Consider the following 16651-nt stretch of genomic DNA (forward strand, 5'->3'; position numbering starts at 1 on the left):
GCAGGAACCTGTAGGAAGCGGGTGCCCGGAGAGCACTCCCTCAGCGCTCTCCCGACATAGCTTTGCATGATCATGCGAGATCATGCATACTCTTCCTATGTCCAAGGTCCTCACCTCCCTTCCCGCCGGCGAGCGCGTCGGCATCGCCTTCTCGGGCGGCCTCGACACCTCCGTCGCGGTCGCGTGGATGCGCGACAAGGGTGCCGTCCCGTGCACCTACACCGCCGACATCGGTCAGTACGACGAGCCCGACATCGCGTCGGTGCCCGGCCGTGCGAAGACCTACGGTGCCGAGATCGCGCGTCTCGTCGACTGCCGTGCGGCGCTGGTCGAGGAGGGCCTGGCCGCACTCACCTGCGGGGCGTTCCACATCCGCTCGGGCGGGCGCGCCTACTTCAACACCACCCCGCTGGGCCGCGCCGTCACAGGCACCCTCCTGGTGCGGGCGATGCTGGAGGACAACGTCCAGATCTGGGGCGACGGCTCGACCTTCAAGGGCAACGACATCGAGCGGTTCTACCGCTACGGCCTGCTCGCCAACCCGCACCTGCGGATCTACAAGCCCTGGCTCGACGCCGACTTCGTCACCGAGCTCGGCGGCCGCAAGGAAATGTCGGAGTGGCTGGTCGCCCACGGCCTGCCCTACCGGGACAGCACCGAGAAGGCGTACTCCACCGACGCCAACATCTGGGGCGCCACCCACGAGGCCAAGACGCTGGAGCACCTGGACACGGGCGTCGAGACCGTCGAGCCGATCATGGGCGTGCGGTTCTGGGACCCCGAGGTGGAGATCGTCACCGAGGACGTGACGATCGGCTTCGACCAGGGCCGCCCGGTGACGATCAACGGCAAGGAGTTCGCCTGCCCCGTCGACCTGGTCATGGAGGCCAACGCCATCGGCGGCCGCCACGGCCTGGGCATGTCCGACCAGATCGAGAACCGGATCATCGAGGCGAAGAGCCGCGGCATCTACGAGGCGCCCGGCATGGCCCTGCTGCACGCCGCCTACGAGCGCCTGGTCAACGCGATCCACAACGAGGACACCCTCGCCCAGTACCACAACGAGGGCCGTCGCCTCGGCCGCCTGATGTACGAGGGCCGCTGGCTGGACCCGCAGGCGCTGATGATCCGCGAGTCGCTGCAGCGCTGGGTCGGCGCGGCCGTCACCGGCGAGGTGACGCTGCGGCTGCGCCGCGGTGAGGACTACTCGGTCCTCGACACCACGGGCCCGGCGTTCAGCTACCACCCGGACAAGCTGTCGATGGAGCGCACCGAGGACTCGGCGTTCGGCCCGGTGGACCGGATCGGCCAGCTCACCATGCGCAACCTGGACATCGCCGACTCGCGCGCCAAGCTGGAGCAGTACGTCGGCCTCGGCCTGATCGGCACCGGCAGCCCCACCATCGGCGCCTCCCAGGCGGCCGCGACCGGTCTGATCGGCACCATGCCGGAGCTGCCGGAGGGCGGCGCGGAGGCCATCGCCTCCCGCGGCGAGGTCTCGGAGGAGGACGCGCTGCTGGACCGCGCGGCGATGGAGTCCGGCACGGACTGACCGGCGGATTCGTCTGCGAACGGAGAAGGCCGGCTCGACGCCCTGGGTGTCGGGCCGGCCTTTCCGTCGGTGCATCGCCGCTCCCGCCGTATGAAGCGGGTTCAGCCGGCCGCCGTGTGCAGGGCCCTCAGCACGTCCTCGTCCGTCAGCTGCTCGAACCTCTCGTAGCACAGGCCCACGGCCATGAAGGACGCCGGCCGCTGCAGACAGAGCACGTCGTCGGCCTCGGCGCGCATCTGGTCGGCCGCGTGCGGCGAGCCGACCGGCACGGCCAGCACGACCCGTTCGGGGGCCTGGCGCCGGATGTGGCGCAGTGCGGCACGGGCCGTCGATCCGGTGGCCAGCCCGTCGTCGACGACGATGACGGTGCGGCCCGTCAGATCGGGGGCGGGGCGGCCCTGACGGTAGAGGCGTTCGCGACGGTGGAGTTCCCTGCGTTCGCGTTCCACCACCGGGGCCAGCATGGTCTCGGTCAGGCCCAGTTGTACGAGGGCGTCCTCGTCGAAGAGGGGGTCGTCGTCGCCGACGATCGCGCCGACGCCGAGCTCCTCCTGGAACGGGGCGCCGATCTTGCGTACGACGAGGACGTCGAGCGGGGCGTCCAGCGCCCGTGCCACCTCCCGGGCCACGGCGACTCCGCCGCGCGGGAGGGCCAGGACGACGGGGTGCGGCAGGACGCCCTTCTCCTGCTGGATCCGCAGTCGCTCGGCCAGTTCCCGCCCGGCCTCCGTGCGGTCATGGAACTGCATCGCGGTCGCCACTCCTTCCCGCGCGGAGACGGCCCCCTCGGTCCGCTCCCCCGCGTACCCCGCACGCGCCGGTCGAAGCACGCGCCCCGGCCGTCGCTCCATCCCCGTGCGCGGCCGTCACCCGTCACTGCTCCGGTGCGGCCTCGCCTGCGATCTTGAGGCGGTCGTCGCACCAGTTCCGCGCCATCTCAGCGACCTGCTCCAGTGCCCCGGGCTCCTCGAACAGGTGCGTGGCACCGGGCACCACGCGCAGCGAGTGCGGGCCGCTCAGCTCCCGGGCCGCCGCCTGGTTCAGCCGCAGCACCTCCGGGTCGCGGCCGCCGACGATCAGGAGCACCGGGGCCCGTACGCCGGGCAGCACATCGGCGGCGAGGTCGGGGCGGCCGCCCCGCGACACCACGGTCAGGGTCCGCCGTGGCCGCTCGGCGGCGGCCACCAGGGCCGCTGCCGCCCCGGTGCTGGCACCGAACAGGACGACCGGAAGCTTCCGGGTGTCGGGCTGTGTTTCCAGCCAGTCGACCACCGCGACCACGCGGCGGCCCAGGAGGGGTATGTCGAAGCGGTACTCCGCCGTCGATGCGTCCCGGCGGTCCTCCTCCTCGGTGAGCAGGTCCATCAGTGCGGTGCCCAGTCCGGCGGTGCGCAGTTCGGCGGCGACCGCGCGGTTGCGGGGGCTGTGCCGGGAGCTGCCGCTGCCGTGCGCGAACACCACGACCGCGCGGGCCGAGTCGGGCAGGACCAGATCGCCCGCAAGGGCCACACCGTCGGCGGGAACCGAGATCAGCTGGGAGATCATCGCCATCATCTTCTTCCTCGTGGCCAGGCCGACGGGGGCTCGTATGGCCTGCTGGGGCACGGGTACCCGTACCGGTGAAGCACCTCTTGCGAGGAGATGACTCGGATGCTGCTCATCGGACTGCTTCTCCTCGGGGCGACCGGCGCCTTCACCGCCCTGGCGATCGCCGGCAACCTGTCCGGGGGCCCCGAATACACCGTCTCGGTGCTCGGTCACCAGATCGCCACCATGAACACGCTGGCCGTCTTCAGCTCCGGTCTCGCACTGGCGCTCATCTTCTGCCTGGCGCTGGCCACCGCGGTGAGCGGGGCCTCGCACCGCCCGACGCATCGCCGCCATCGCAGGGTGCGCACGCGCCACGCCGCTGACACGACCCCTCTCGACGACATGACGGGACCGGACCAGCGGGCCTGAGGTACCTCACCGGTCCCGCAGCCGCACGAGGTGATACAGCACGGGCATCACGGTCGTGCCGTTCTCCTTCAGCGTGGGTTGCAGGAAGCGGTAGAAGCTCGGCTTGGTGAACTGGCGCAGGGCGACGGCCGCCAGGCTGTGGTTCCAGTGGGCGTGGCCGACGAAGCAGTAGTCGGAGGTCGTGCCGTCGAGGGGCTGCAGCAGCAGCGAGTTGTCGAGGCCGGTTTCGGCGGCGTACCAGCCCGCGAGGTGCTCCCACAGCTCCGCGACGAGTTCGGGATCGTCACCGGCGAAGTAGCTGAACTGGAACAGGCCTTCCTGGCTGCGGCCCACGTCGGCGACGCACTTGCCGCAGCGGGCCGCCATCACATGGACGTCGGCGGCGGCCTGCTCCAGCCGTCGGCGCAGGTGATGGTAGGCGGCGGTGTCCTGCACCTGCACCTGGTCGATGTCCTGCGGTGTCCTGGTCTCGACGAGGACGACGACGTCGTAGCGGGCCGGGTGCACGGTGTCCGACGGATGCCGGCCGACGGTCGGTGCCACGGCGGCGGCCCGGTACACGCTCGCCCGTTTCACCTCGGTCAGGCTGGCCAGGTCCTCCGCGTCGGCCCGCAGCAGATCGAGCAGATGCGTCTTGTCACGGCTGTGGCCGGGCCTGCCGATCCCGCCCGGGGGTTCCACCGCGGCGGCGATGTGGAGGTAGCCGGACGGCGGTGGCTCGGTGAGGTGCGCCGGAGCGAACTTGGGTCGTGGGTGAACAAGGGTGACGCTCATGGGGTTCTCCCGCGGTGCGGTGCGTTCCCTGGTCGTCGTTGCACCTACCCGAAGTGCCCCGGCTCACGCTCGCCCCGTCCCTGCGACCGCCACTACCGTGGGGGGCATGGGCGGCGACGCGGTGACGCTGTTCCTGTGCGGCGATGTGATGCTCGGACGGGGCGTCGATCAGATCCTGGCGCATCCCGGTGAGCCGGAACTGCGCGAGGGGTACGTCGAGGACGCCCGCTCCTATGTCCGGCTGGCGGAGTCGGTGAACGGCCCGATCCCCGCCCCTGTCGCGCCCTCCTGGCCGTGGGGCGAGGCGCTGCGCCTGCTGACGGAGGCCGCCCCGGACGTCCGGATCATCAATCTTGAGACGTCCGTGACGTGCAGCGACGCTTTCGCACCCGACAAGCTGATCCACTACCGCATGCACCCGGCCAACCTGCCCGCCCTGACCGTGGCCGCCCCGGACGTCTGTGCCCTCGCCAACAATCACGTACTGGACTTCGGCCGCGAGGGCCTGGCGGAGACGCTGGACACGCTCGCCCGCGCGGGCCTGCGAGCGACGGGGGCGGGACACAGCGCCGAGCAGGCGTATGCGCCCGTCACGGTGCCGGTCCCGGGCGGGGGCCGGGTGCTGGTGTCCGCCCTCGGGGCACGCTCCAGCGGCGTTCCGCCGGGCTGGGCGGCGACCTCCGGGCGCTCCGGGGTCGCCTATCTGCCCGAGGTGTCGGCGGCCGCCGCCGCGGAGGTGGTTCGACGGGTGCGGGAGGAGAAGCAGGCGGGCGACGTCGTGGTCGTGTCCGTGCACTGGGGCTCGAACTGGGGTTACCGGGTGCCCCGGGAACACGTCCGCTTCGCCCGCGCCCTGGTGGACGGCGGCGTCGACGTGGTCCACGGCCACTCCTCGCACCACCCCCGCCGGGTGGAGGTCTACCGCGACCGGCTGATCCTGTACGGCTGCGGCGACTTCATCGACGACTACGAGGGCATCGGCGGCTACGAGGAGTACCGCGACGACCTGCGGATCGCCCACCTCGTCACGGTCGCGGCGGACACGGGGCGCCTGACCGGCCTGCGCATGGTGCCGCTGCAGGCCCGGCGCATGCGGCTCGAGCCCGCATCGGACGCGGACCGCGGCTGGCTGCGCACCACCCTGAACGGCATCAGCGACGCCGTGCACATGGCCCTGGATCCCGACGGCACACTCACCCTGACGCACCCAGCCCTGGCCGGCTCGTGAACCGACCCGCTTCGCGCCCACCGGGCTGCTGCTGCGCTGGAGTGGCCACCGGGTCGTCCTCGACGGCGGTCCCGGCGACGAACCACCGCCGGGACCGCTGGACGCCTGGCTGGTCACCGACGAGCAGGCGGAACTCCGCTCGGCACTGCACCGCGGCGCGTCCGCCCGCGGCGTCCTGGTCCGGGCCGGCGACCTGCAGCGCGGCGAGCTACGACTGCGGTGCCTGCCGGTGGCGCACACCTCGCATCCCGCCTACGGCTACCGCATCGAGGCGGGCGGGCCGGTGGTCGTGTGGGCACCGGAGTTCTGGGAGTTCCCGGCCTGGGCCGCGGGCGCGGACCTGATGTTCGCCGAGGCGGCCGCCTGGGGTCGGCCCATCCGGTTCCGCGACGGCGTCGGCGGGCGTACGGCGGTTGGTCCACGCCCACATCGGCCGGCCGAGCATCCGAGCCGTCGACGCCGGGCGAAGGCCGCCGGTCGGCGAGTGGGGCGTCGAGGGGCGCACGTACTCCGTGCGCTTCGGCGAGGAGTGGAACTGAGGGGGGTCTCAGCGGTTCGGGGCCGCCCTGCTGATGTCCGTCAGGGCGGTGTGCGGGTCCTCGGTGTCGGCGAGGTCGCCGATGCTGACGATGCCGACCGGACAGCCGCCGCGCTCGACGACGGGAAGGCGGCGGACGGCATGCCTGCGCATCAGCTCGAGGGCGCGGTCGGTCGTGTCGTCCGGCGTCAGGGTCACCACGGGCGGTGGTGTGCACACCGAGCCGACGGTCGTGGCGGCGGGGTCGCGGCCCACGGCGAGGGCGCGGACCACGATGTCCCGGTCGGTGAGCACACCGAACAGGTCGCAGTCGTAGGCCACCAGCACATCGCCGACGTCCTGCTCCCGCATCAGACGGGCCGCGCGCGCCACCGTGGTCATGGGTTCGACGGCGGCCGCGCCGAGTGACATCACGTCGCGTATCTTCCGGGTCATGGCGGCTCCCAGCTCCTGAATCGGCGAGGTAGTGCTCTCGCCCGCGTAGCCCGCAGCGCAAGCGGTAAACCGGCCGTCGGCCGTGGGGCGTCGCTCGGAGCCCCGGCTCGGGCGTCACCGCAGTCCGGGCAGGCCCCGCAGCTCCGCGATCTTCAGGAGACGGGCCAGGGCGAGAAACACCAGGGCCAGTGCGAGCGTTCCCGCGGCGAGGGCACCCGCGGCGGCCCAGGTGCCGCTGCCCAAGAGGCCGGCGCAGGCGTGTGCGGCGCCCCAGCCGGCGGCCGCGGCGAGGGCGGCGGCGGACAGCAGTTTGAGGTAGGTGCGGCGCAGGGCGCCGTCGTCCAGGCGGCCGCCGGTCCTGCGGCGCAGCAGCCGCGCCGTGACGGCGAGGCCGAGGAGGTACGAGAAGGCGTAGGCGCCCGCCATACCGGTCACGGACCAGCGGGCGGGCAGCAGCACATGGCAGGCGGTGGCCAGGGCGATGTTCACCGCGGAGATCCACACGGCCATGAGGAACGGGGTGCGAGTGTCCTCGAAGGCGTAGAAGCCGCGCAGCAGCAGGTACTGCGCGGAGAACGGGATCAGGCCGAGGGCGAACGCCTGCAGCATGTGCCCGCCCGGCTGCGCGGTGGTGGCGTCGGACGCGCCGTGAGCGAACATCAGCGTGGCGATCCGCGGGCCGAGCGCGAGGAAGAGGAAGGCGGCGGGCACGATGACGACGCCGCTGACGCGCAGCGCCCGCGCCAGGTCGGCACGCAGGTCCGCGACACGACCCTCGGCGGCGGCCCTGCTCATCCGCGGCAGCAGCGCGGTCACCAGGGACACCGTGACGATCGACTGGGGCAGCATCCAGATGGTCTGCGCGTACATGTAGTTGGAGTAGCCCACGCCGGCCTTGGGCTTCTGCGCGTCGGCGGCGTTGGCGTAGTTGGTGATCACCGCCAGGGAGACCTGGTTGGCGAGGACGAACAGCAGCGTCCACTTCGCCGCGTGGACACCGGCGCCCAGGCCGGTACCGCGCCAGTCGAAGCGGGGGCGGAAGCGGAAGCCGGCGGCCCGCGCGATCGGGATCAGCGCCAGGGCCTGTACGGCGATGCCGGCGGTGGTCCCGATGCCCAGGAGCCGCACCTGGGTCGCGGTGATGTCCTCGACCCGGTCCGGGACGGTCATCAGGCCCAGGTAGGTGGCGAACATGCCGATCAGAACAACGTTGTTGAGGACCGGGGTCCACATCATCGCGCCGAACTTCTCGCGGGCGTTGAGGACTTGGCCGTAGATGCCGAACAGGCCGTAGAAGAAGATCTGCGGCAGCAGGAACCGCCCGAAGGTGACCGTGAGTCGGTAGGCCTCGTGCTGGTCCGGGGTGTCCTGGATGTAGACGCCGACGATCTGCGGTGTGGCCCACACCGCGAGTGCGGTGCCCGCGCCGAGCACGCACACCACAAGGGTCACCAGGCGCTGCTCGTAGGCCCGGCCGCCGTCGGGATGGGTGGCGCGCGCCCGCACCAGCTGGGGCACCAGTACGGCGTTCAGCGCGCCGCCGATCAGCAGCGTGTACAGGCTGGTCGGCACCGTGTTCGCGGTGTTGTACGTGCCGGCCAGCTGGCCCACGCCCAGCGCCGCGGCCTGCAGCACCTGCCGTATCAGCCCCGTGGCCCGGGACACGACGGTGGCCACGGCCATCAGCACCGACGACCGGGCCGGTCCGCCCGTCGCCGCTTTCCTCCGCGGGGCGGCATGCCGCGCCGGTGTTCCTTCGCCCGCCGACGTGGTCGGCGCCGCGGGCTGCTCCCCCTGCTTCATGCGGCCAACCTATGCCATCAAGATCCCGGCACCTGTCGGCACTGTTCCTGCCCGGGCATCAACTTCGTTCACCGGCCGTCGACGGAACAGCTCGCCTGCCAACTCGCCGCAAAAATACAGCTGTTGGCGGTCCCGGGCGAGGACCTGGCAGGACAGCGAAGGCTTCGAGCCTTCAGGCCTACGGAGCCCGGTCCGCAGCCCGGCCTCCAGGCCACCGAGATGCGGCTGGCCATCATCCGGTGCCTGGCCGACCTGCTGGGCCGCTCCGACGAGCTCGGCCACCGCCCGCGAGGCGTCCACCGCCCGGAGCCGGTCTGCGGCGCCGAGTCCTACCGGCGCCGCCACGGCAGTACCGCCGGATCGGTCTCGGTGCTCTCCACCCGGTGCAGCGCATCGCTGATCGCCTCGCCGATCTCGGCGAACTGTCGTACCTGTTCCGGGGTGAGGGCGTCGAACACGGCCCGGCGCACGGCGTCGACATGGCCCGGTGCGGCCCGTTCCAGCAGGGCGCGGCCCTCGTCGGTGAGGACGGCGAGCTGACCGCGGCCGTCGGCGGGATCCTCGCGGCGGTCGACGAGGCCGAGCTCCCGCAGCCGGTTCACCGCATGGGTGAGCCGGCTGCGGGTGATCTTGAGCCGCTGGGCCAGCTCTGACATCCCGAGGACGCCGTCGGGCGTCGAGGAGAGATAGGCGAGCAGGCTGTAGTCGGCATGCGTCATGCCCGCGTCGCGCCTCAGCTGGCGGTTGAGATAGTCGGCGAGCAGCGTGGAGAAGTCGACGTAGGCCAGCCAGGCTCGTCGTTCCTCGGCGTTGAGCCAGCGTGGCGTCGTGGACATGGTGCCACCCTACCGGACATGCGTTTGAACCTTCACGCATCTCGCGTTCCGTCGTTCCGGCGTGCCTCGCCCGGACGAGCGTAGTGGTGGACGAGGTCGGGAGCGTCCACAACGGCCGGATTGACGACCTGCTCGACGGGAGCGCCCTGGAGCAGGCGCTTGGGGTCCATCGGATGGGCCTGACGCCGGTTGTCACGTCCCGTCCGTCGCTGTGGGAGGCGGACGCGTCGTCCCGTCGCGCGAGGGGCCGTCAGGCCGCCTCCTCCAGGGCCTCGCCCTTGATGTCCCCGGAGCGCTCGGCGCTGCCAGGTTCCGCCGGCCGCCGGTGGAGCAGTACCAGCGCCGCGCCCACGGCCAGGCCCAGTGCAGGCAGCACGGGGAAGCGGCCGTCGTCGGTGAAGCCGCGGGTGGCGAAGTGGCTGAGGGCGGTGGCGCACGCGGCCAGGCCCGGCCAGAGCAGCCATGGGCGGTACGGGTCGGCGTCCGGGCGGGTTCGCTCGTACCGCTGCACCAGGGCGCCCTCCAACGGCCGCAGGGCTGACACCACGGCGACCAGGGTGACACCGAGCACCAGCAGCCAGGGCACTCGCAGGGCCCACCAGGCGGCGGATCCGAGGGCGGGTTCGGGTGCGAGGCCGGTCAGGTAGAACGCGGCGGCGACCATCAGCACCGGCAGCATGTGCCACAGATACAGCGTCATGCTGACGCCGCCCAGCGGGCGCACCACCCGCCAGACCCGCTCGCGCTGGAGGAGGCGCCGCAGTACCTGTCCGGCGAGCAGGCAGGCGCCCACCTGGGCGACCGCCCAGGACAGCATCGCCACCGACGGGGGGTTGGTGTTGCTGGGTGTCTGGCCGGTGACCAGGATCAGGCTGACCGGAAAGGGACCGAGCGCGACCAGCGCCGCGAAGGCCAGTCCGCCGCCCACCGCCAGCGCCGCCGGAAGCAGGGGGCGGCGCTCGGTCAGCAGGCCGTCGCACCAGCAGAAGCCGAGTTGGTAGGCGACGCCCCAGACCAGTACGTAGTTGAGCAGGCCGACGTGGGGTGCATGCACCGTGAGCACCACCGTGTCCGCGATCACCGCGATCGCGCCCATGGCCACGGGGACGGCGAGTCCCCAGCGCCGGTGCGCCGCATGCAGGACCGGTGTCAGGGCGCTGAGCAGCAGATACACCGGCAGGAACCAGAACTGCATGGCCATGGCCCACCCGACGAGCGCGAGGGTGCCCGGGTCGACGCCGACGGCGGAGCACACCCCTACGGCAAGCAGGACCAGGCCGCCGTACAGGGTCGTCGGCAGCAGCAGGCGCACCGCCCTTCGCCCCACCCAGCCGGTGGCTGTGCCGCCCGCCGACCGCGTCCGCGCCCAGGACCCTGCCGCCGCATGGCCTCCGGCCAGGAAGAACAGGGGCATGATCTGGAAGAGCAGGGTCAGCCACTGGGTCCAGGGCACGCTCGCCAGCAGCTCGGGGGCGGTGAGTTCACCGCCGGGCCCGTGCAGCAGGGCGGTGATCAGCCAGTGGCCGAGCACGACCAGGACGATCGCCCACGCCCGCAGGAAGTCGACGTACCGGTCTCTGCCCATGCCTCGTCATGCTGCCGCAGCCGCACCATCGACACGGCGGGACGTCCGGGCCGCAACCAATCCGTGGCCGGTACGAGATCACCCGGTCCCGCGGCTCACGCCTGCGCGGCCGGCTCCTCGGGCGGCACGATCGCCGCGACCTCGTCGACCACCACGCTCGCCCGCTTCTCCGGCACGCCGGCCGCGATCAGTGTGGCGACGGCCGTAAGGGTCCCGTCGTCCTCCAGCGCCCCGGTGTTCACATCCTCCAGCAGGGCGACCGTCATCGCCTCGAGTCCGGCGCTCAGCACGGCGGGCGGCAGATGGGAGTGGAACACGCCGTCCCGCTGTCCGCGCTCCAGGATCGACGTGACCACCTCGCGGGCCGGGGCCAGGACCTCGGTCACCCGCTCCGCGCCCAGGTCCCGCCGGGCCAGGCCCAGCAGCATCCGGTAGCGGTCCCCCACCGGCCAGAGGCGGAGCACGAAGCAGGCGAGCGCCCGGTCGGCCGGTTCCTCGGCCCGCACTCCGTCCACCAGCACGTCCTTGAACGTCTCGGACGCCTCTTCGGCGAGCGCCTCCAGCAGGGCCGGGCGGCCGGGGAAGTGACCGAAGAGCGTGCGCCGTACGACACCGGCGGCGCGCGCGAGTTCCTCGAGGGTGATGTCGGGGTTGCGGCCGAGCTCCCGGCGGGCCGTGGCCAGGATGCGCGCCCGGTTGGACCGCGAGTTGCGGCGCAGTGGCACACGGGCGGCGGGCTTGGTCACGGATCAACCTCGGCGGTGTGTGGGCAGAAGGGCTGAGCAGGGGGAATGACGGCCATTTTGGCACGGCGTCCGTCTGACCAGACGGGCTACGCAGTGGGCAGTAGGCGACACTCGGCCAGATATGGCCAGTTTCAGCCGCCCCTCGTGTGCGCAGTGACATTCATCTGTCACTGTGCGCTTATTCGAGTGTCGAGATCTTTTTTCGATGTCATACGGGAGGGATGCGTGTGCTGAGACGTGAGGCGTTCCGGCTTCCCCGTCATCCGGCTTCGGTCGGCTTCGCTCGGTACCGGGTACGGCAGCATCTGGCCAGCTGGGGGCACGCATCGAACGACGAGATGACGGAGAGGGTCGTCCTGCTGGCGTCCGAGCTGGCGGCGAACGTCGTGCGTCACGGGCCCATCCTGGAGCGCGAGTTCGAGATGGCGGTGACGGCACGCGCGGACGGCTCGTGCTTCATAGCCGTCTCCGACGAGAGCCCGGCGCAGCCGGTCCTGCATGAGGTGCCCACCGGCGACGACGAGAAGGGGCGGGGCCTGCACCTCGTCGACCAGCTCGCCCAGACCTGGGGTGTACGGCCCCGTGGACGCCACGGCAAGACGGTGTGGGCCCTGGTCCGCCATCCCCGCCCGCACACCGTCGCCGGCCTGCAGAAGCCGTGCCGGTAGCGCACCGGTCGCGTCAGTCGGCGGACGATCGGGCGACTGACGCGGCGCGCTGTTCGAGTCTCTTCAGGGCCGTCTCGCTCCACTGCAGGTTCGCCCGCTCCAGGGCGATCCCGCCCAGCAGGGTGAGGTAGGGGCCGATGCGCTCGGCGGTGGCGAGGTACTCGTCCTCGGTGCGTCCGTCGAGCAGGCGTTCCTGCAGGCGCCGGTAGCGGGCGAGCTTGGCGGTGGCCCGCTCGAAGCGCTCGGCGACCGAGGCCCGTACCGCCTCGAAGTCCTCGACGTCACCGATGTCGACGCACTGGACCTTGACCATCAGCTCGTCCCGCAGGGCCGGCGGCTTGGCCGGGGCCTCGCCGACGTAGTCCCGCAGGACCTCAAGACCGGCCTCGGTGAGCGAGAAGAGCCGCTTGTTGGGGCGGCGCTCCTGCTGGACGACCCGGGCGCGGACGAGCCCCTCGCTCTCCATGCGCTCCAGCTCGCGGTAGAGCTGCTGCGGGGTGGCCATCCAGAAGTTGGCCACGGAGGCCTCGAAGCCCTTCGCGAGGTCGTATCCGGACGCCTCACCCTCCAGTAGCGCGGCCATCACCGCGTTGCGCAGAGCCATTGGCCCAATTTAACACCTTGTTGATTAGTCAATAGGGCGACTACTACGCCGGTGTCGGGTCCGGCGTCCCCGCGGAGCGCGAGAGGTCGCCGAGGTGGGTGTGCAGCACGTCTATACAGGCCTGTGGGGTCAGGATCCCGGGATGCAGGACGGCGTTGAGGCCGAGTCCGTCCAGCAGCGCTGCCAGCCGCTCGGTCTCAAGACCGAGGTCAAGACCCGGGCGCAGGGCACCTGTTGCGTCCAGCCGGGTGAGCACACGCCGCACCAGCGCTCTGGTGCCTTCGGCGGTCTGGCGCGTCAGGTCGCCGAAGGCCGGGTCGGTGCGGGCGGCGGTGTTGAAGTCCAGGAAGACGGTGACCTCGGCACGGCGCTGCTCGTCGAGCGGCAGCAGCTCGGCCAGGAGCCCCGCGGCGGACCGAAGCTGTTCGGGGCGAGGGTGGCGGTCCAACTCCCCGATGGCCTCGACGCGTTCGAGCAGCCGGCTGCCGACCCTGTCGAGCATGGACTGCATCGCGAAGCGCATCAGCTCCTGCTGACTGGCGAAGTAGTGGCGCAGCGAGCCGATGTTGAGCTGGGCCTCGTCGGCGACGGCCCGCAGCGAGGTGCGTTGCAGGCCTTCACGGACCACGACTCGGAACAGGGCGTCGACGACGTGGCGACGGCGGGCCTCCGGATCCACGACTTTGGGCATGGAGCTTTTTTATCACAGGCGTGCTACAAAGGATTTATCACAGGCGTGATACCAACGGGTGGAGGCATCTTCGTGGAGACATACCTGAATTTCATGCTCATCAGGTTCGGTGTGGTCGTGGGCGGCCTGGTGGTGCTGGCACTGCTGGTCTTCGCCGTCGCCCTGAGGCTCAAGCGCAAGGGCAGGCTGGACGAGGTGCGCCGGTATGCGGATCCCGCGGTGCGGGCCGGACTGCGGGCCGCTGCCCGGCGGCTGGAGGGCGGCGCGCAGGGAGCGTCCTGGTCGCGACGGCAGGGCGGCCGGCGATGACCGGCCTGGCAGCGGACTCGTCGGACATCCTGCACCACCTGTTGCTCGACCTCGTTCTCAAGGTCGTCATCGTGGTCGTGGCGCTGGGCGTCCTGGCGCTCGGAATGAGGGCGATCTGGCGGCGGACCCCTCGACCGCCACGTCCCCCGCGCTCCTGACCGCGCGGTTTGGGGCCCAATCCCTCCTACGGCTCAGGAGGGGCCGTCGGCGCATGCGGCCACCGGGAGCAGCGCGGGCCGCTTGGCCTGCCGGCCGTCGCCGGAGGAGCGGCCCCGCACCCGCCGTACCACCCAGGGCCCCAAGAAGGCGCCGACCCAGCGCAGTTCGGCGCCGACGGCCCGCAGTCCCGTGCGGGGCACCGCTTCGGGAGGCAGCGGTCGCGCCCAGCTGTCGTCGCTGCCCGGCAGGTCGAGGGCATGGGCGACGGCGGCCGCGATGAGGGCGTGGCCGCGCGGACTGGCGTGCAGCCGGTCGGCGCTCCACATCCGGGGATCGGTCACCGCCGGGTGGGGCCATGAGTCGGCCACGGCGACGCCGTGCCGCCCGGCCGCCTCCCGGATGCGGGCGTTGAGGGCGAGGACGCGGGGTGCGAGCGGCCGGGCCGAGGGGGCGAGCCGGCCGGGGTCAGGGAACGTGACCGTGGCGACGCGGGCACCCTGTCCGGTGAGTGCGGCGAACATGGCCTCCAGATGGCCGGCGACCTCGTCCGCGTCGAACCGGGGCCGCAGCACGTCGTTGAGGCCCGCGACGACCGTGGCAAGGTCGGGCCGCAACTCCAGCGCGGGGGCCAGTTGTTCGGCACGCACCTGCCCGGCCAGCCGCCCGCGCACGGCGAGGTTGGCGTACAGCAGGCCCGGACTCTCCCGCGCGATCTGCTCGGCGAGCCGGTCCGCCCACCCGCGCAGGCCCCGGACGTCGTCACCGTCGCCGACGCCTTCGGTCTGGCTGTCCCCGACAGCGACGTACCGCAGATATCCACCGCCGGCCACGGACCTACCGCCTTCCGCTGACACCGCCGACCACCGACCACCGACGGCATAGGTAATTAATCTCATACTCGTATTGTTGACTATATCGACCTCTCGAAGATCATGAAACGCCTAGGCTCAGGCACATGGTTGAGCATCGAATGATTGACGTGAACGGGATCCGGCTGCACGTGGCGGAGGAAGGCGAAGGCCCCCTGGTCGTGCTGCTGCACGGCTTCCCCGAGTCCTGGCACTCCTGGCATCACCAGTTCGGTCCGCTGGCCGACGCGGGCTTCCGCGTGGTCGCCCCCGACCAGCGCGGATACGGGCGCAGCGACCGTCCCGCCGAGGTGAGCGCCTACAGCATCCTGCACCTGGTCGGCGACGTCGTCGGGCTGATCCATGCGCTCGGGGAGGAGAAGGCGTTCGTCGTCGGGCACGACTGGGGTGCCCCGGTCGCCTGGCACACCGCGCTGCTGCGGCCGGACGTCGTGCGCGGCGTGGCCGGTCTGAGCGTGCCGCCGCCGTTCCGGGGCACCCGGCCGCCGCTGACCGTCATGGACGAGCGGTTCGACGGCCGTTTCTACTGGAACTACTTCAACCAACCCGGTGTCGCCGACGCCGAGTTCGCACAGGACACCCGCACCACGCTGCGGAAGTTCTTCTACATGGCGTCCGGCGACGCGCCCGGCGCCGGCGCGGGCAACCAGCCGCTGATCGAACCCGGCCAGGGCTGGCTCGCGACCATGACGGACCCCGAGACCCTGCCGGACTGGTTCACCGAGGAGGACCTGGACGCCCTCACCGAGAGCTTTTCCCAGGGCTTCACAGGGGCGCTCAACTGGTACCGCAACCTCGATCGCAACTGGGAACTGACGGCGCCCTGGCACGGCGCGGTCGTCAGCTCGCCCGCCCTGTACGTGTACGGCGACCGCGACCCGGTCCCCGCCTTCCCCGGCACACCCGAACTCATCGAGGCCCTCCCTGATCTGATGCCCGACCTGCGCCGCAAGCCCGTCAAGTTGACGGGCTGCGGTCACTGGACGCAGCAGGAGCGGCCCCGCGAGGTGAACGCGGCGCTCATCGACTTCCTCACCGAACTCGCGTGAGCAGTGGCGTGATCAGTGGACGGACAGTCCGCCGTCGACGAAGAGGGCCTGCCCGGTGACGTAGGCGGAGGCGCGGCTCGCCAGGAACACCGCCGCACCCGCGAAGTCGTCGGCCAGACCGTTGCGCCCGACCATGGTGCGCGCGGCCAGCTCCGCGACCTTCTCGGGATCGGAGGACAGCCGCTCGTTGAGCGGGGTCATCACGAAACCCGGCACGAGCGTGTTGCAGGTGACGCCGTACGGCGACCACGCCTCGGCCTGGGAGCGGGCCAGGGACTCCAGCGCCCCCTTGGACACCCCGTAGGCCCCGCTCTGCACGAACGCCCGGTGCGCCTGCTGGGAGGTGATGTGGATGATCCGTCCGAAGCCCCGTTCGGCCATGCCGGGGCCGAACCGCTGCCCCAGCAGGAAGGGCGCCTCCAGGTTCACCGCCATCGTGGTGTCCCACACGTCCTCGCCCAACTCCCCCATCGGCGGCCGCAGATTGATCCCGGCACTGTTGACGAGGATGTCCGGTTCCCCGAACACTCCGGCCGCCTTCTCGGCCGCCGCGCGCACGCCGTCGCGGCTGCCCAGGTCGGCGCCGACCCAGGCCGCCCGGCACCCGTCGGCCACCAACTCGTCGACGACGGCGGCGAGTTCCGCCTCCTTGCGGGCAACGAGCACGACACTCGCCCCGGCCCGTGCGAGGGCACCGGCGATGGCCCGGCCGATGCCGGAACTGCCGCCGGTCACCACGGCGGTCCGGTCGCTGAGCGAGAACAGTTCGGCGAGGTACGTCTGCGAGGTCATGCCCGCACCCTAGACACACCCCTGGCCGCGCCCTGGACGCGGGAGGGCCGAGCC

General features: G+C 71.7%; 20 protein-coding genes. 7 read left to right on the top strand and 13 right to left on the bottom strand.

Annotated elements, in window-relative coordinates; translation table 11 throughout:
- Nucleotides 1–97 precede the first annotated feature (97 nt).
- Nucleotides 98–1552 (top strand): argininosuccinate synthase, encoded by a 1455-nt coding sequence (gene argG, locus ACWDAG_RS14305; RefSeq protein WP_115910983.1) that lies wholly within the window; start codon nucleotides 98–100, stop codon nucleotides 1550–1552.
- A gap of 101 nt (nucleotides 1553–1653) precedes the next feature.
- Here the strand turns inward: argG and ACWDAG_RS14310 are convergent, their stop codons facing one another.
- Nucleotides 1654–2301, bottom strand: a complete 648-nt coding sequence (locus ACWDAG_RS14310; RefSeq protein ID WP_450695892.1) for a phosphoribosyltransferase — start codon at nucleotides 2299–2301, stop codon at nucleotides 1654–1656.
- A 124-nt stretch (nucleotides 2302–2425) separates the two neighbouring features.
- On the bottom strand, nucleotides 2426–3097 hold the full coding sequence (locus ACWDAG_RS14315) for a dienelactone hydrolase family protein (protein ID WP_450695979.1): 672 nt from the start codon (nucleotides 3095–3097) through the stop codon (nucleotides 2426–2428).
- Between the two features lie 105 nt (nucleotides 3098–3202).
- Here ACWDAG_RS14315 and ACWDAG_RS14320 point away from each other — a divergent pair, with 105 nt between their 5' ends.
- Nucleotides 3203–3511, top strand: a complete 309-nt coding sequence (locus tag ACWDAG_RS14320; protein ID WP_450695893.1) for a hypothetical protein — start codon at nucleotides 3203–3205, stop codon at nucleotides 3509–3511.
- A gap of 6 nt (nucleotides 3512–3517) precedes the next feature.
- Here ACWDAG_RS14320 and ACWDAG_RS14325 read toward each other — a convergent pair whose 3' ends face one another.
- Nucleotides 3518–4285, bottom strand: coding sequence for a hypothetical protein (locus ACWDAG_RS14325; protein WP_450695894.1), 768 nt, complete (start codon nucleotides 4283–4285; stop codon nucleotides 3518–3520).
- Nucleotides 4286–4391: 106 nt separating this feature from the next.
- Between ACWDAG_RS14325 and ACWDAG_RS14330 the strand changes: the two genes are divergently transcribed.
- Nucleotides 4392–5513, top strand: coding sequence for a CapA family protein (locus ACWDAG_RS14330; RefSeq protein WP_450695895.1), 1122 nt, complete (start codon nucleotides 4392–4394; stop codon nucleotides 5511–5513).
- A gap of 547 nt (nucleotides 5514–6060) precedes the next feature.
- Here ACWDAG_RS14330 and ACWDAG_RS14335 read toward each other — a convergent pair.
- The 6 genes from ACWDAG_RS14335 to ACWDAG_RS14360 all read right to left on the bottom strand — a co-directional run bounded on the left by ACWDAG_RS14335 (nucleotide 6061) and on the right by ACWDAG_RS14360 (nucleotide 11456).
- The gene (locus ACWDAG_RS14335) at nucleotides 6061–6486 is read right to left on the bottom strand and encodes a CBS domain-containing protein (protein ID WP_450695896.1); all 426 of its coding nucleotides are present in this window, start codon (nucleotides 6484–6486) and stop codon (nucleotides 6061–6063) included.
- 114 nt (nucleotides 6487–6600) lie between these two features.
- A complete protein-coding gene (murJ, locus tag ACWDAG_RS14340; protein ID WP_450695897.1) occupies nucleotides 6601–8289 on the bottom strand; it encodes a murein biosynthesis integral membrane protein MurJ in 1689 nt (562 codons plus the stop codon).
- A 329-nt stretch (nucleotides 8290–8618) separates the two neighbouring features.
- Entirely contained in the window at nucleotides 8619–9125 is a 507-nt protein-coding gene (locus tag ACWDAG_RS14345; protein WP_450695898.1) for a MarR family winged helix-turn-helix transcriptional regulator, read from the bottom strand.
- A 32-nt stretch (nucleotides 9126–9157) separates the two neighbouring features.
- Nucleotides 9158–9295: a hypothetical protein gene (locus ACWDAG_RS14350; RefSeq protein ID WP_450695899.1), complete on the bottom strand. Its 138-nt coding sequence runs from the start codon at nucleotides 9293–9295 to the stop codon at nucleotides 9158–9160.
- Nucleotides 9296–9375: 80 nt separating this feature from the next.
- Nucleotides 9376–10710, bottom strand: coding sequence for an acyltransferase family protein (locus ACWDAG_RS14355; protein WP_450695900.1), 1335 nt, complete (start codon nucleotides 10708–10710; stop codon nucleotides 9376–9378).
- 95 nt (nucleotides 10711–10805) lie between these two features.
- The gene (locus tag ACWDAG_RS14360; RefSeq protein ID WP_450695901.1) at nucleotides 10806–11456 is read right to left on the bottom strand and encodes a TetR/AcrR family transcriptional regulator; all 651 of its coding nucleotides are present in this window, start codon (nucleotides 11454–11456) and stop codon (nucleotides 10806–10808) included.
- A 227-nt stretch (nucleotides 11457–11683) separates the two neighbouring features.
- Here ACWDAG_RS14360 and ACWDAG_RS14365 point away from each other — a divergent pair, with 227 nt between their 5' ends.
- On the top strand, nucleotides 11684–12124 hold the full coding sequence (locus ACWDAG_RS14365) for an ATP-binding protein (RefSeq protein WP_450695902.1): 441 nt from the start codon (nucleotides 11684–11686) through the stop codon (nucleotides 12122–12124).
- Nucleotides 12125–12137: 13 nt separating this feature from the next.
- Here ACWDAG_RS14365 and ACWDAG_RS14370 read toward each other — a convergent pair whose 3' ends face one another.
- Together ACWDAG_RS14370 and ACWDAG_RS14375 are read right to left on the bottom strand one after the other, a co-directional pair.
- Nucleotides 12138–12728 (bottom strand): PadR family transcriptional regulator, encoded by a 591-nt coding sequence (locus ACWDAG_RS14370; protein WP_450695903.1) that lies wholly within the window; start codon nucleotides 12726–12728, stop codon nucleotides 12138–12140.
- 43 nt (nucleotides 12729–12771) lie between these two features.
- Entirely contained in the window at nucleotides 12772–13419 is a 648-nt protein-coding gene (locus ACWDAG_RS14375; RefSeq protein ID WP_450695904.1) for a TetR/AcrR family transcriptional regulator, read from the bottom strand.
- Nucleotides 13420–13491: 72 nt separating this feature from the next.
- On the opposite strand from ACWDAG_RS14375, the gene ACWDAG_RS14380 reads away from it, so the two are divergent.
- Both ACWDAG_RS14380 and ACWDAG_RS14385 read left to right on the top strand, forming a co-directional pair.
- Nucleotides 13492–13728: a hypothetical protein gene (locus ACWDAG_RS14380; RefSeq protein WP_450695905.1), complete on the top strand. Its 237-nt coding sequence runs from the start codon at nucleotides 13492–13494 to the stop codon at nucleotides 13726–13728.
- Nucleotides 13725–13886: a hypothetical protein gene (locus ACWDAG_RS14385; protein ID WP_450695906.1), complete on the top strand. Its 162-nt coding sequence runs from the start codon at nucleotides 13725–13727 to the stop codon at nucleotides 13884–13886. The genes ACWDAG_RS14380 and ACWDAG_RS14385 overlap by 4 nt, the downstream gene beginning before the upstream one ends.
- Nucleotides 13887–13919: 33 nt before the next feature.
- On the opposite strand, the gene ACWDAG_RS14390 is transcribed toward ACWDAG_RS14385, so the two are convergent.
- Complete coding sequence (locus ACWDAG_RS14390; protein ID WP_450695907.1) at nucleotides 13920–14717, bottom strand: SGNH/GDSL hydrolase family protein; 798 nt, start codon at nucleotides 14715–14717, stop codon at nucleotides 13920–13922.
- A 125-nt stretch (nucleotides 14718–14842) separates the two neighbouring features.
- Here ACWDAG_RS14390 and ACWDAG_RS14395 point away from each other — a divergent pair, with 125 nt between their 5' ends.
- On the top strand, nucleotides 14843–15805 hold the full coding sequence (locus tag ACWDAG_RS14395) for an alpha/beta fold hydrolase (protein WP_450695908.1): 963 nt from the start codon (nucleotides 14843–14845) through the stop codon (nucleotides 15803–15805).
- Nucleotides 15806–15817: 12 nt separating this feature from the next.
- On the opposite strand, the gene ACWDAG_RS14400 is transcribed toward ACWDAG_RS14395, so the two are convergent.
- The gene (locus ACWDAG_RS14400) at nucleotides 15818–16597 is read right to left on the bottom strand and encodes an SDR family NAD(P)-dependent oxidoreductase (RefSeq protein WP_450695909.1); all 780 of its coding nucleotides are present in this window, start codon (nucleotides 16595–16597) and stop codon (nucleotides 15818–15820) included.
- Between the last annotated feature and the right edge of the window lie 54 nt (nucleotides 16598–16651).

The organism is Streptomyces sp. NPDC001157, assembly GCF_053598255.1.